This window comes from Vibrio sp. ED002, from assembly GCF_023277445.1.
Taxonomy (GTDB): Bacteria; Pseudomonadota; Gammaproteobacteria; order Enterobacterales; family Vibrionaceae; genus Vibrio; species Vibrio jasicida.
In genome coordinates, this window is sequence record NZ_CP080239.1 from 1,019,866 (window position 1) to 1,034,257 (window position 14,392).

A 14,392-nucleotide genomic window follows, 5' to 3' on the forward strand; every position below is an offset into this window, starting at 1 on the left:
TGCGTCAGTGTTAGCCAAGGATGATCTCATCTATCCATTGAATTAACTCGAGATCCTTACAATGAAAAGATTCGCAATCACCGCCGCTATGGCTTTAGCACTTGCTTCATTCACAACATCAGCAAGTGAGACATCAAAACCAGAACAAATGACTAATGAAGCGCTTCTAGAATGTGCGAACGCTTCGAATGCTCGTAATGCCGTGCCAGAGCATAGAGCGATGTTTAGACACTATCTCATGGCTGAGCGCGGCTATACATTCAGCCAACTTTCTTCTGCGGAGACTGAGTTCAAAGCACAAGGCATGGATGAAACGAAGATGGAACAGTTCTACAAAACCGAGTGTAAGGAAGCAGGCGAATACCTTTACAATATCGGTTACTGATTCGCGCTCGTTGCAAGCAATGTATATACAGAAAAAGGCGCTATCACAGCGCCTTTTTTGCTTTTCAAATTTCTTACCAGAACAATTATGGCAGTTGTGGAGTTGTTTTTGATTTGCTCCAAGCCTTGCGAACTTTTACCAACACAAAACTCATGATAGCGATGGTCAATGTAATCACAGGAGCAGCCATTAATCCCATCGTCACAATCTTGTTGAGCTTTTCTGGTAGTAATGGCAACAGCAACCCCAAACCACATAGTAACAACGTCCACAAGATGGCACTCAGCCATGCAAAGTAATGGAATTTACTCACGCGATTCACGCGAAGCCCCATCATCAATGGAAGTAAAGAGCGAACTACAGGAATAAAACGTGCACAAAACAGTGCAATCAATCCGTGTTTGCCTAAGAGCACGTCAACTTGTTCCAAACGTTTCGCTGGCACAGCATTCACCCACCCCTGTACTTTCGGCAAGCGATTTAACCACTTTCCTTGCAGGTAGGCCGCCCAACTGCCCATTGCCGCACTCACAACAATCACTAGCATAATGACGACAGGATCTAACACACCTACCGCAGCTAACGTGCCGGACAAAACCACCACGCTATCACATGGAAATGGAGCGGCTGGAATAAAGCCACTTTCTAAGAAAATAAGTGCTGCAACAACAAAGTAAATCAGCCCTGCACTGCCTGGGGCCATTAAAGCCGTGAAATCTTGGTGCCAAAGCGCAAGTAACACCTGAACAATTGAATCAAACATAAATACTCCTAAACATCATAACGAATTTGCGAAAACAGACGATTAGGCACTACCTCGCATGCATGAAGCGGTAAATCAGGTTCGATTCTTGCCGACCTCCAATTCGATACTTTGAACGAGGATAAATAGTTCGTAGGATTGGGGAAACAAAGGCCGAAAGAAAACGATTCGTAGACTCTGTCGATACCGTTAACCAACGCGCGGGCAATACATCGAGCTCATCATTATCTGTGGTCGAATTAGAATGATTAACTCGCAATGCATTGCGGCTGAGTAAACTTGCCGTGACTTTGCGCCTTGGAGAGAAAGGGACTTCCTCAAGATGGGCTTCGCCTTTGGTAAGAGAAGAAGTAAAAGCAATCGCATGGGAAAGTTTTGGTGACGGTTGTTCCTGACTCAATTCAAAAGCCATCAGCGCAACAAAAAGCCCTAACACACAGACTAGATAAGCACGCACAGAATTCACCTAAACCACAACGATACGCTGTTTTAACTCCATGCGTGCCAATTTGCAATCTAAATTCTCAATCGATAATAAAAAGAGAGTTTTGCAAACCTTTGCTAGGGCAATTTGATGTCCATTTAACCTTTATTTAATAGTCGCTTAATCTTTACCATACGGGTAATTTTCAAACATTTTTGTCACTTCTTCCGAAATCAATTCTTCACGTTTTTCAGTGCTCATCGACTCCGTAAGTTTACGGCTTGATACCCCTTTCCATACCACTTGATTCGCTTTGGTATCGACTAACTCCACCACTAACTTGCCATACTTCTTTTCTTTGTAACGCTCAGGACTTGAGGTTACAACGCCAAAACTGTTCCAGCCGTAACCCACACTGAAAGAGGAACCAGAAGAAACGAGCTCCGATTCTTTGATGATGTCGTGGTGCACATAAAGGTCACCACCATTTTTTACTTGTGATAGCCCTTTCGCTTCCAATTGAGAAGCAAGACCTTGCTCAATACGACGAGCATCTAGGCTTGTTGGAGCCTCTGATTGTTCTCCAAAATCAAACGTTTTGTAGGATGAAAAATCCGCTTGTTTATCGACGTCGGTCGTCACGGTTGTACAGGCCGTTATCATAAACACGAAAGACGCCGCCAATAAACCTTTCCACATACTCATTCTCCTCTCTATTTTGCCGTATTTATCGGCCTTCATTTATTGCAACTGGGAAAAAATTGAATCATTTCAACATTTAGTCTTGACCATGATTGCCAAGTGTTCAAATTCGAGAAACAATAGAAAGCGAGAACAGACGAAAATTCTGCCCGATTGAGTTTAAGAAGAGCGCTCCGCCACGACTGTAAAAGCAACAAATCGAACGCTTTATAGGCAATTTGAGAGTTATTTACGCATTGAGCAACCAATTGATCAAAAAAGACTTTTCTTTTGTCGTTAATGTGGCATATTGGAACTGTCCTATCGATGCGCGGGCATCGTATAATGGCTATTACCTCAGCCTTCCAAGCTGATGATGCGGGTTCGATTCCCGCTGCCCGCTCCAAGCTTTCCCTTAAGCTAGTCTTTTTCTCAAATTTCCAAAACTATCCTTTAAATTCGTACTTCACTGCTATCATGCTGCGGCTGTAATCGATCTCTTGTATTTGCTACCTAAAACTGCAGGCATAAAAAAGCCCCTGCAAAATACAGGGGCGTGTCTTCGTTATAATGTTCCCCATATCTTTGGGGTTAATCCAACTGAAGTGTCGTGAACGTGTCGTTTTTCAGCCCGCCACCAGCGCGTTTCTTCATGGTGACTTCGACCGATCGCTTCCCTTCATTGACGCGATAACGTATTGCTTGAGCGAGGTATTCGTCATTTCGCTTCAAGTCTTTAGCGTCAATCTTTAACGTACGATTTTGACGATTTACCGTGCAGCGGTAATCCCAATCATTTTTACCATTTTTCAAAGCCAGCAAAATACGATGACCTGACGTTCCCGCCGTTTTAATCCCGCGGGGCTGCTTATCTATCGCCAGTGCTAACCCTGCTTTACACAGCTGTTCGGCACTAAAAGCAGTTGCTGCGTATGTGTACCCAGAGCCGAGCATAGCGGCGGTCATCGTTACAATTGAGAAAACTCGATTAAATGTCACCGTCCGTTCCTTAAAACTTACAAAACACCGTACGCATTAAAACAACATTACCGAACACTGTCAAGAATAAATAGTATGGCGTTTAGTTAATCATAAGAAACGGCTATTCCAGGGTGTCAGACGGAGGCGCAAACAAACACCGCCAACGCTGACGCCAAGATAAATTAGGACGAGTCACTTCTTTGAACATGTCTTTCCATTCCGCAAACGTCACGGTAATAGGATTAAAGCTGTTAACAGGTTTTGAGATGCCATAACGAACCGTTTCAACTTCTGGCTCGAATGTACCAAACATGCGATCCCAGATGATCAGCACGCCAGCGTAATTTTTATCGATATATTGACGATTCACACCATGATGAACACGGTGATGAGATGGCGTATTGAAGACCCATTCTAAAGGACCAAGAGAACGAATCGACTGGGTATGAACAAAGAATTGCAGACCGAGATTAAGCAGAACAACAAACACTACCCACTTAGGATCAAAACCAATAATGACCAGTGGCACCCAAAACAACCACATGCCGGCCAATGGGTACATCAGGCTTTGACGAAATGCGGTACTGAAGTTCATGCGCTCTGAACTGTGGTGCACCACGTGTGCCGCCCACATCCAACGGATACGATGACTTGCTCGGTGGAACCAGTAATAGAAAAAGTCTTGCAAGACCATTAAAAGTAAAAACGTCGATACCGTCATTTCGATATCAAATAACCGCCAACCAAACCACCAAAGATAGAGCTTAGCGATCAGCAACCCAGTCAGAATATCAGTAGCTTGGTGCAGACTTGCAAGGACAAAGTTACATACAACTTCAGGCAAATAGTAGCGTGCGCTTTCATGTAACTTACCCCCTCGCTGCCCAATCCAATACTCTGCGGCAATGCAAAGGAGAAAGATCGGTGCGAGCAGCATCAATAATAAATCAGGGTGTTCAGTAATTCGTGACCATTCCATCGTCTCTTCCTACCACTTCGCGTAGTGATCTTCGGTGAGTCCCATCACCTCATCAAGTTCGTGTTTAATGCCATTGCCATCAATCAAATAGCCAGAAAAGTAGCCGACAAACTGACGAAAGTTACTCTTCAAAAACCAGAAATTCTTTTTCTCTGAGCGCTGATTTTTAGGTTTGAAGATCAAGTCGACGCGCTGGTCTTGTGACGTAATTCGCCATGACGCTTCTTGATGCATGCGAAAAAAATCGAATTGTACAGGTGGCATCAAATGCCGTTCACCATCAATCCAAATCACGTTTTCACAATACCCGGTTTCGTTAACTCCAGCAGCAAAGTTCAGCCCTATCCGTTTGTCTTCACTGTGATGATTAATGCTCGCCCATCGCCAACTGGTTTCCCGCCGCATATACCCAGCAGAGAAGTCATACCCAGCGACTGCGTTGGTTAGATCTTGTGGTTGCCCTTTCACACTCATTTCACCTTGGACAGCGAGCACGTTGTGTTTTTGGGTGTAGGTCCAACCTGAATACGCGGTTGGTGTGCAGAGCATCAAAGGCAAGCTTTCTGACTCAGGTTTTAACCTCAAGTCAGCTTGAATAAGGTCTGTTGAAAGCTGTATGTGCCAGAGTCCATTTTCAATCTTGAATTGAATGGCATCATTAGCGAGATAGGCTTGACTGTTCCAACTTGAAGGCTGTGTTTGATAGCCCATGTTGAGCGGCTTTAGCCACTGCTGCTCCACCAGTTCATGGGTTTCTGCGTTAAACACATAGCAAAAGCCAGATGCCAAATAGCGAATATCGGCAATCGCCACACCAATGATGTATTTCTCTGTCACGATCGAGACGAACTGGAACTGTTTATAGTCGAATCGCTTTCGCCAATTCGATGCAGGCTGGTCCATCTCATTAAGATATTGAAACGAACCCAACTGAAGTGATTCGGGAATCGATGCTAAATGACCAAATTGAGGTAATCCATTCGCTTGAATAAAGGGATTCAAAGGCGTTTGCACATCCATGCTCGCTATTAATCAATGACACACCATTCAATATTAACATTAATTTAACAATAAACAGTTTGCGCCACTGCACAACATTGGTTCAGTTCTCGGCTTCAAATGAGCTAAAATGTGAAACCAGTCACTCATATCGAGCATAAAATACCGTTTATTAGAGCTTTCAGCTAAATCAAAAGCGACGAAAAGCAAAGCTATTTCGGCACTCTTTCATTTTGAACTGAAATGACGAGAGAGTATCGCGGCATTGAGTGTTTTAAATGATTTCAGTCGTCACTTCCGTTTTCACCGAGTTCGCAATAAAACAATGCTCGTGTGCCATATGATGCATTTTTTCTAGCTGCTCGCGTGTTGGTTGTTTCTCACCTAAAAATACGACTTTTGGTTTAAGCACCACTTTGGAAACCCATTCCTTGCCATTTTCGCCAACAGCAAGCTCACCCATCGCTTCATCGATATAAGCATCCACCACATAACGACGCTTTGCCGCTACAGAAAGAAAGACCAGCATGTGGCAACTCGAAAGTGCGGCAATGAAAGCTTCTTCTGGATCAACATTCTCTTCTACCGAAAACGGTAAAGGGACAACATGAGGAGAGGGAGACGCGGGTACTTGTAATCCTCCATCAAACTCCCATATATGGGCACGGCTGTACTGGTTGTCACTGAAGATTTCATCAACATTGCGCTGCCATTTAATTCGTGCGGTGTGCTGGCTCATAACGGCTCCTTGTAATCAAGAGTCCTCAGTAAAACATACTCATAGATTCAGTCACAACCTAAATGAGGGGTGCATAAAGTATTCATATCACCTGGTTGGAATCATTGATTTGCGATCTCGATTTTTCAATCAAACGTTGACCTTGATGAACATTGACCTGCAGCCGGTTAATCAGTTTTTGCAACTGTTCAATCTCAGGGGTTTGTCGATTCTTTACCTGCGTTTCAATTTCTAATGCTTGATTTGCCAAGGTATCAAGCCCTAGGTTCAATGCCATGCCTTTCGTTGTATGTAAGGTACTATGAAGTGAATCTAAATCTTCGACCATAAAGAACTCAATTAGCTCATCAACGGCGGCTTCAAAATCGCAAACGATGCTTTTCAACAAATCCATCAGCGCTTCAGGCTCCTCTCTCAAGATCTCAATCGTATCTGAGTGGGTAAGCTCTTCCTCTGTTAAGCGCAGCTTTTCGATTGGCTCGCGATGCAGTTGAACGACATTCTCGGATTGTTCAGCCTCCCCAATTGTTTGAACAGGTAAACGTGAAGAAAACTGCTTCAACGCATCCGTAAAGCTCTCACGTTGCAACGGCTTGGTTAATACATGGTCAGCACCGGCTTCAATAAAGTTATCATGAGCCTCTCTAAATACATCGGCGGTGTAAGCAAACAGTAAAGTCCTCACCCCTAGATTTTCTCGGATGAAACGCGTGGCTTCGATACCATTCATTTCTGGCATATGATTGTCCATCAAGATCAGGTCATACTGGTTTTCTTGTGCTTTCTTCGTGGCTATTAAACCGTTTTCAGCGATTTCTACCGTATGCCCTAACTTCTCACAAAAGCCTTTTGCGACAATCGCATTAACCCGATTGTCTTCCGCCAACAATATACGAAGGTTGCTTTTGCTCTCTCCCTTCGACTCCTCCTTCGCTTGCTCTGGTTGGAATTCCGACTTTTCTTCCCAGGGAATGGGAATATCAACAAGGAATTGGGTGCCTATTCCCTCAACGCTCTTGATTTTGACTTCACCGCCCATAAGTTCGGTGATTTTTTTCACAATCGCTAAACCAAGGCCTGTACCACCAAACTTACGAGTGGTAGACGTATCGGCTTGCTCGAAGGAGTTGAAGATGCGATCTTGCTTGTCTGCGGGAATACCTATGCCCGTATCGTTCACAGAGAGCACCAGACGCCTTCTTTCTTGATCCAGCTCTGAACGAATCAATACGTGTCCGTCATGAGTAAACTTCACCGCATTACCCGCCAAATTAAATAAGATTTGGCGAATACGGGCACAGTCACCTTGAAATTCGACCTGATCGGGCACTTCATTTTCAATAAACAGCTGTATGTTCTTTTCTTCAATTAGAGGCTGGATTGCACTGCATACTGGTGTTAAAACTTGCGACAGATTAAAAGGAGCCTCTTCCAAATCCAGCTTATTCTCTTCTACTTTGGAAAAGTCCAAAATATCATTCAGAATGGTCATTAAGTGCTGGCCAGAGTCAAGAATGACCTGAACGTGCTCTTTGGTCTTAGGCTCTTGAGTCTCGCTCGCGATGATCTGAGATATTCCTAAAACACCATTCATCGGCGTTCTCAACTCATGACTCATGGTTGCCAAGAATTGTGATTTAGCTTTTGCTGCACGTTCCGCTTTATCTGTCGCTTCCGTTAAATCATCATTGAGATGTTTGAGCTTATTCACACGGTGTTGAGTTTGCAGCACAAACACCGCCACGAGTAAGACGATAGAGAGCAAGACAAGAAACCACGTCAAACGTGCTTCACGCTGAACAAATTCCAACAGTTGATGCTCGGAATACTCAACAAATTCAAAATAGTGACCTTCTAATATTTTGTTGGTCAGCAACTCAATCTTACGTTCACTTTGACGTAGACGATTCAAAAATAACGATATGTTCTGACTTTCTGGGTTGTCCCCTTGCAACGCAGCATTAGTAAGAAAGTCAAAGTAGTGTTCTTCAAGCCAAACGTCCTGAGTATCCGCCCCGAATTGATCCTTATAAATGTTGTGTAGCGCCAGCAGTTCATATTGATTGGCGACCTGAACCCCTATCAACATATCCAGTGTCTGGGTGGCCTCACGCACTTTTCCATCAAACTGAACAAGGATATTTTTGACTCTGTTCTTTGTTGAGGTGAAATTAAACCAAATAGATTGTTCAAAATCTTCACCCAATTGCTCCGCGGCAAGTTCCAACTCGACGAGATTTTGCGTAATCTCGTAGTCCTTCCTTGAGCTGGTCTGGTAACGATTAACGACCGTGTCCCGCTCTTCAATTAAGTGATGACCAATCTCAGACAAAGAAGCATGTAGAACTTGAGTATTTTTGGAGTTCACATGAGTCATGTACGCTAATACCATCATGACGGCAATGATCACAAAAAGTAGTACGTTAAGTATTCTGAACTTACTCATTTTCAAACACCTCCAAAATCGAAGGCCTTGGGGCGGTTAATGCAATGAGAAACGCTTCGATGTCTGCCACCTTTTCATCACTCATGGTCACGCCTAACTGAGTTTGAGACATAATCTGAATAGCATCGGAGAGTTTGTCGACTTTGCCATTGTGGAAATAAGGGCTGGTTTGGCCGACGTTTCGCAAGCTCGCAACACGGAAATAGAACTTGTCTTCTCCATCTGTCGTCCTTAAACGACGTCCTGTGTCTAAATCAACATCTGGCGTTTGGAAGTAAGTAAACCGTTGAATCATCGCACCACCGACGTTTTTACCTTGGTGGCATTGCACACATCCTACTTCTTGGAAAGTTTGCCATCCTCGAATCTCCTGCTCATCAAGGGCATGGGAATAACCTAGTAGATAAGAATCAAAAGGCGAGCTAGGAGTTTGTAAAGCTTTCAGGAACTCAACAATCGCTCCTTTGATGTTTCGTATGGTAATCTCTCGCCCATCCGCCCGTTTAAACAATGCGTTGTAGGTTGAATCACTTTTCACGTATTGCTCAATGTCCTTCCAATTCGAGTCCATTTCTAGCGGGTTTAATACCGGCCCATCGATTTGCGCCATGAGTGAATTAGCGGTACCGTCCCATAAAAAGCGATAATTAAGAGACGCATTAAATACAGTAATAGAATTGCGAATACCTAAACCGTTTACACCAGTTGAAACCGCACTAGGTTCCGCGCCATTCGTTTGTAAATCATGACAAGTTTCACAACTGATTTGACCATTAGAAGAGAGCTTTGGATCACGAAAAAGCTGCCAACCAACACGAGCAAAATCCATATCGATACTCGGCTCTCCCTCAATCGGCTTCACCAATTGTAAGTCTTGTTTAGCTAACGTCCCGCCCGCATAAAATGAAGCGCTGATTAATGCTAATAAACATCCACACACCCCTTTAGTGGTAAGCCTTTTATACATATTAAGAGTATCCTTACCCAGCCCCTTAATATGAACTTAGTTGCTTTTCCGTTTTTTTCCATTACTAGAGATAGGGATATTGAGCCTGCCCTCATAACCCATTGATTGTTTGTACCCCCAATACCTTTACTTACCTGTTAGGCAGTATCAAGCGTGCGTTGTCGACAAGATAAACAACCTTGATTGGATGGATTTGGTGAAAACCTATACTATCCGTTCCCCTTTCGGTTTGAATTTCGTGATCGGACACACAAAAATAGTGAAAAAAATCGCATCGATTGCAATGTTACTTTTTACCCTATCGTTCAGTGCATTAGGCAGTGATTTCCTTACTCTGGAAGACAGGAAGTTTCTCGAAACTCAACAACGAATAAAAGTCGGCGTTTTAGAAGGCGATTGGCTGCCTTATTGGGGCGATCTTGATTCAAAAGAAGGCATCAACATCGAATATGCAGAAACCATGACGCATGATTTGAATGTGGAAGCCGAGTACGTTCCCTACCGAACCCTTAATGCTTTGTTCGATGCGCTAGAAGCAGGAGATATCGATCTCACTGTTGGCTTTGTCGCAACTAAAAAACGTGCCGAGCGCTTTTTGTATTCTGCCCCGATTTTCCAAACCCTTCGCTTGGTTTGGCTCAGAGACATCGAACTAGAGAGTAAACCTCTACACGAATTAAAGTGGGTATGTGTAAAAGACTCCAGCGCTTGCGACCAAATCGAAGCTTTGGGATTCGAACACGTTCATACGGTTCGTAATACCATGATGATGACTACATCTTTGAATACTGGCGCAGCCGATGCTGCAGTGGTTGGTTTATCGACCTTAAACTCTTATGGATTTAAAAACCCTAAAGGCGAACTGATCGGAAAAGTGGTTTACGATAGCGCTTTGGCGCCCGGACAAGTTACGATCTTTACGGCGAAACAGTCTAAACAGTTGATGTCGATCGTTTCCAAGTATATTTCACACTCCAAAGAGTCTAAACACAGCCGGGTTCATATCGAAGCCAATATCAATATTCTACACAACGAATTAATGCTCGATATTCTAGAACAGCAGCAAGGTCATCAGACGGTTCGTTACACGATCCAAGATAATGTCTATCCCCTTTCTTATCTAGATCCGGAAACAGGTCAAATTAAAGGCTATGTTCATGATTTGCTAAAGTTAATGGAGCAAAAGAGCATGATTAAATTTGAGTATGTTCCACCTAACGGTCGTGATGTGGATTTGATGTTGGAGGAACGTATCGTCGATTTACTCCCTGCTCGTAATATTGCGTTAACCGACAAGAAGCGCTTTATCACAACAAGATCCTTGGGCTTTCTACAATACGGCTATATTGAGTCACTCAATTCGTACGCACGTGATGCTGTTGCGATTTTGGACCGCTCAGGTAATTTTTATCCGCACTTTTTAGATTACTCCTCTTATGAGTATTCATCTGTGTATCGTGATTTCGATTACCTAATGGAAGCCTTCGAAAATGGTGAGGTTTCGCACGCCTTCGTCAATCAAAACTTAATCGACAATCATTTTTATGAAGGACAAGGGGTCAAGTTCAAAGCTGCAACGCCGCCCATCGATATTCAACTAAAGATAAAACTAGGCATGGAGTTACGAAAAGACTCAGAATTTCTGCGTCGAGTCTTAAATACCGTCTTAAAGATCACCACAGACGCAGAGTTGGAGCAATTGAAAGATCGCCATAACAAGGTGACAGTGAATTACGGTTTTGACAAAGAAATCGTAGCGATTTGGGCGCTGGTTGGCACATGTGTTTTGCTGCTTGCCGCGATCATTTACATCGTCAGAACTGGCGAACTCACGCGAAAGATTCGCCGCAAGGAATATGAGACCCAAATCCGACAACGTCAAAACCAATGGCTGTCTTCGGTTCTGGACCATATCCCAAATATGATTTTGATTTCTGACGACGACCATAAACAGGTACTGGCGAATAAGCCGTTCCTTAATATGCTTAATCGTTGTAATTCAGACATCAGCATTGCGGAGCCTGAACGCGCTTACTTTTTGAAGCAGTTAAAAGACAAGGAATACCCATTGTCAGATGCGTCAGGCACGCCTGTTTTTCAATTGGGGAAACAGCACTTCAGGGTTCGTCGCCAACACCTAATTCATCCGTATGATGGGGTGCAATATCAAATGACGGTATTTGACGATATTACTGAGTTAAAACAAAAACAGTGCGCGCTTAAAGAATCAAACATCAAAGCAATGCAAGCGATTGAAGCACGAGATCATTTCCTCGCCGTCGTAAGCCATGAGCTAAGAACGCCAATTGCAGCAATGTTGGGCTTAATGGAGCTCCTAGAACCCGAGTTAAAACGACGAGAAAGCAAAGAATTGCTTAGGAACGCCATGCTATCGGCTGAGCGTTTAAAGTTGCATGTGAACGATATTTTGGACTTTTCAAAAATCGATGCAGACCAGTTGCAGTTAGACATTCAAGTCGGAAACAGTTACCAAGAACTTGGGCCAATGTTGCGCAGCTTTGAAAAAGTCGTAGAACAAAAAGACCTAGCATTCCATGTGAAATGGACGCCAAGCCCGTATGCTTTTGTTGAGCTTGATTGGTTGCGCGTCAATCAAATTATGAACAACTTGCTAAGCAATGCAGTCAAATTCACTGAACAGGGCCACATCACGGTCAGTTTAAATATTGAACAAGACGCGTTGAAGTTGTCGGTTTCCGACAGTGGCTGCGGAATGAATGACAGTCAGTTGGCTTCTCTTTTCCAACCTTTTGTTCAAGGAGACAAAAGTGTCAGTCGTCGCTTCGGTGGAACAGGGCTTGGTATGTCTATCGTATACAGCTTAGTCAAGATAATGGCCGGACATATCGAAGTAGAGAGCCAACCCGAAATTGGAACAACGGTATATATCCAACTACCACTGAAAAGCGAGGCACTTGAATTAACCGGACTTGGCCCTGTTTACACTGAAAATGCGTACATTCAGAAATGGCTAGAGTGTTGGCAAGTCACCTTGGATGAATTTGAAATGCGACATCACGAGATCAAAGCTGATTCAAACTACAGCAGCATCTACCCCGACTTGATTCACCAAAAGCTGGACACGAGTTCGATGGTTTACGACGCCCTTGAAGAGCGGCCAGGACAAGACTGGAAGGGACGAGTTTTTGTCGTTGATGATGATGTGATCAACCGATTACTTTTCAAAAGACAGTTTGAACGACTTGGGATTGCCTGTGATGTAGCGAAAAGCGGTACAGAAGCGTTACGACAGCTTTGTGCCATTCACGATGATACACAACAAACGCCAGTCAGTTTGATCATCACTGATTGCCATATGCCAGAAATGGACGGCTATCAGTTAACTCAAACACTCAAACAAAACAACTCGCTGAAACATATCCCTGTCATCGCTTGTACCGCGGAAAACTCAAGGAATGTCGTGGAACGAGCAAGAGAGTTTGGTATAGAAGAAGTATTATTCAAACCTTATAGCTTGGATGACCTACGTGACTTGTGTGAACAATATTTGGCATTGGAAATCACAGAAGAAGCAAGAAGCGCGTGGCTAAGTGCTTATAACCAAGAAGAGAGTATCGAAATGGCTCAAGTGGTTTGTGATGCACTATCTAGCGACATCGAGCTGATTGAATCAGGCAAAGAAAGCTTAAAATCAGTAGCGCATCGTATTAAAGGCTCGGCGGCAGCATTAAATCTCAACCCGCTACAAAACTTGGCCAAACAGTGTGAAACGTTAATTGGCACACCGCAGGAGGTACAGGCGAAACATGCCCTTCTGCAAGAAATGAATTCGATTGTAGCCATCACTAAACAATGGCTAACGCTTTGTGAGAGCAATAAATGAACGTGTTGATTGTTGAAGACGACATTTTACAAGCAACAAATTTAAAGATTTTGGCAAACCGCTTAGTTGACGGACAAGTGAGCCTAGTCCATAGCGGTTCAAAAGTGTCAGAAGTGTGTGCTGGCGGAAACATTGACCTAATGATTTGCGATATTGACCTGCCCGACTTAAATGGTATCAACTTACTCTCAACATTGTCTGAGGAAATCAAACCAAAGGGTGTGGTGATATTAAGTGCGATGAGCAAAGACATTGTCGAGATCACTTACAACATGTGTTTATCCGCCAATTACGTATTTGTGCGTGCCATGACCAAACCCATCTCTTTTGAACAGTTACACGAGATTGTAACTGCATTTCAAAAACAGATGCAGCAATCGGAAGTAAAGCGACCTCAGATTCAACTCAATAATGAAGAGATTGAGCAGGCTTTTAATAACGGTTGGTTTGAAAACTATTACCAACCTCAATACACCACAGACGACAACACGCTGGTTGGTGTAGAAGCCTTGGTTCGCTGCCATCATCCGGTGCATGGCTTGCTTGCCCCTGTTGCATTTTTGGATCAAATAAACCAACGCAACGAACTCGATCGTCTATTTTGGCTCGTGCTTCAAGAAGCACTACGTGATATCGCACATTTGGGTAAAGCGATTCATTTATCGGTCAACATGAACCAGAAATCACTCAGGGAACCTATGAGTGAACGCTTTTTTGCTTTATGTACTGACTATGGCGTTGCCCCTGAACGCATCACCTTGGAACTGACGGAAGATGAAGTTTACGACTCAGGTGTGATCTCGTTGGCCAACCTCGCTAATTTACGTTTACGTGGCGTTGGTTTAGCTATTGATGATTTTGGGACGGGTTATTCATCATTAAGTCAGTTGGCGGTCTTACCGTACACCGAGCTCAAAATTGATCGACAATTTATCAGCAATTCTTTGTCCAATTTCAAGAGCCAACAATTAACCATTTCAAGCCTGCAACTGGCGAAGTCATTGGGCTTAAAATCGGTTGCAGAAGGGGTCGAAGACGAAGATACCTTGCACTACTTGAATCAATTAGGAGTGGACTTGTATCAGGGATTTGTCGCTTCTAAAGCGATACCACTTGAAGCCTTAAAGAAGCTTGTATAACGCCTTTGTTCATTGCTGCTGACG

Annotated in this window: 12 protein-coding genes and 1 tRNA gene; 4 read left to right on the plus strand and 9 right to left on the minus strand. The window is 43.6% G+C overall.

All coding sequences use genetic code 11. The annotated features are described in order from the left end of the window. The first annotated feature begins 61 nt into the window (after nt 1-61). Nucleotides 62-385, plus strand: a complete 324-nt coding sequence (locus ITG12_RS21195) for a hypothetical protein (protein ID WP_038880731.1) — start codon at nt 62-64, stop codon at nt 383-385. 85 nt (nt 386-470) lie between these two features. Here ITG12_RS21195 and ITG12_RS21200 read toward each other — a convergent pair whose 3' ends face one another. The 3 genes from ITG12_RS21200 to ITG12_RS21210 all read right to left on the minus strand — a co-directional run bounded on the left by ITG12_RS21200 (nt 471) and on the right by ITG12_RS21210 (nt 2,271). After that, a complete protein-coding gene (locus ITG12_RS21200; RefSeq protein WP_038868006.1) occupies nt 471-1,148 on the minus strand; it encodes a DedA family protein in 678 nt (225 codons plus the stop codon). A 49-nt stretch (nt 1,149-1,197) separates the two neighbouring features. Next, nucleotides 1,198-1,605 carry a hypothetical protein gene (locus ITG12_RS21205; protein ID WP_080774292.1) on the minus strand — a complete coding sequence of 136 codons (408 nt, stop codon included), beginning with the start codon at nt 1,603-1,605 and terminating at the stop codon, nt 1,198-1,200. Nucleotides 1,606-1,752: 147 nt separating this feature from the next. After that, nucleotides 1,753-2,271, minus strand: coding sequence for a DUF4136 domain-containing protein (locus ITG12_RS21210; RefSeq protein WP_038868008.1), 519 nt, complete (start codon nt 2,269-2,271; stop codon nt 1,753-1,755). A 313-nt stretch (nt 2,272-2,584) separates the two neighbouring features. Here ITG12_RS21210 and ITG12_RS21215 point away from each other — a divergent pair. Then, a tRNA-Gly gene (locus tag ITG12_RS21215) sits at nt 2,585-2,659 on the plus strand. Between the two features lie 185 nt (nt 2,660-2,844). Here the strand turns inward: ITG12_RS21215 and ITG12_RS21220 are convergent. The 6 genes from ITG12_RS21220 to ITG12_RS21245 all read right to left on the minus strand — a co-directional run bounded on the left by ITG12_RS21220 (nt 2,845) and on the right by ITG12_RS21245 (nt 9,364). Further along, complete coding sequence (locus ITG12_RS21220) at nt 2,845-3,252, minus strand: hypothetical protein (RefSeq protein ID WP_038880733.1); 408 nt, start codon at nt 3,250-3,252, stop codon at nt 2,845-2,847. Nucleotides 3,253-3,355: 103 nt separating this feature from the next. Next, nucleotides 3,356-4,213 (minus strand): sterol desaturase family protein, encoded by an 858-nt coding sequence (locus tag ITG12_RS21225; RefSeq protein WP_038880735.1) that lies wholly within the window; start codon nt 4,211-4,213, stop codon nt 3,356-3,358. Nucleotides 4,214-4,222: 9 nt separating this feature from the next. Further along, nucleotides 4,223-5,233 carry a DUF2804 domain-containing protein gene (locus ITG12_RS21230; protein ID WP_038880737.1) on the minus strand — a complete coding sequence of 337 codons (1,011 nt, stop codon included), beginning with the start codon at nt 5,231-5,233 and terminating at the stop codon, nt 4,223-4,225. Nucleotides 5,234-5,486: 253 nt separating this feature from the next. Then, on the minus strand, nt 5,487-5,951 hold the full coding sequence (locus ITG12_RS21235; RefSeq protein WP_038880740.1) for an OsmC family protein: 465 nt from the start codon (nt 5,949-5,951) through the stop codon (nt 5,487-5,489). An 82-nt stretch (nt 5,952-6,033) separates the two neighbouring features. Continuing rightward, nucleotides 6,034-8,397 carry an ATP-binding protein gene (locus tag ITG12_RS21240; protein ID WP_038880744.1) on the minus strand — a complete coding sequence of 788 codons (2,364 nt, stop codon included), beginning with the start codon at nt 8,395-8,397 and terminating at the stop codon, nt 6,034-6,036. After that, nucleotides 8,390-9,364 carry a cytochrome c peroxidase gene (locus ITG12_RS21245; protein WP_248875018.1) on the minus strand — a complete coding sequence of 325 codons (975 nt, stop codon included), beginning with the start codon at nt 9,362-9,364 and terminating at the stop codon, nt 8,390-8,392. Before ITG12_RS21245 ends, ITG12_RS21240 begins: the two co-directional genes overlap by 8 nt. Nucleotides 9,365-9,623: 259 nt before the next feature. Between ITG12_RS21245 and ITG12_RS21250 the strand changes: the two genes are divergently transcribed. Beyond that, nucleotides 9,624-13,229 carry a transporter substrate-binding domain-containing protein gene (locus tag ITG12_RS21250; RefSeq protein ID WP_038868117.1) on the plus strand — a complete coding sequence of 1,202 codons (3,606 nt, stop codon included), beginning with the start codon at nt 9,624-9,626 and terminating at the stop codon, nt 13,227-13,229. Continuing rightward, entirely contained in the window at nt 13,226-14,368 is a 1,143-nt protein-coding gene (locus ITG12_RS21255; RefSeq protein WP_038868024.1) for an EAL domain-containing response regulator, read from the plus strand. The genes ITG12_RS21250 and ITG12_RS21255 overlap by 4 nt, the downstream gene beginning before the upstream one ends. The last annotated feature ends 24 nt before the right edge of the window (nt 14,369-14,392 follow it).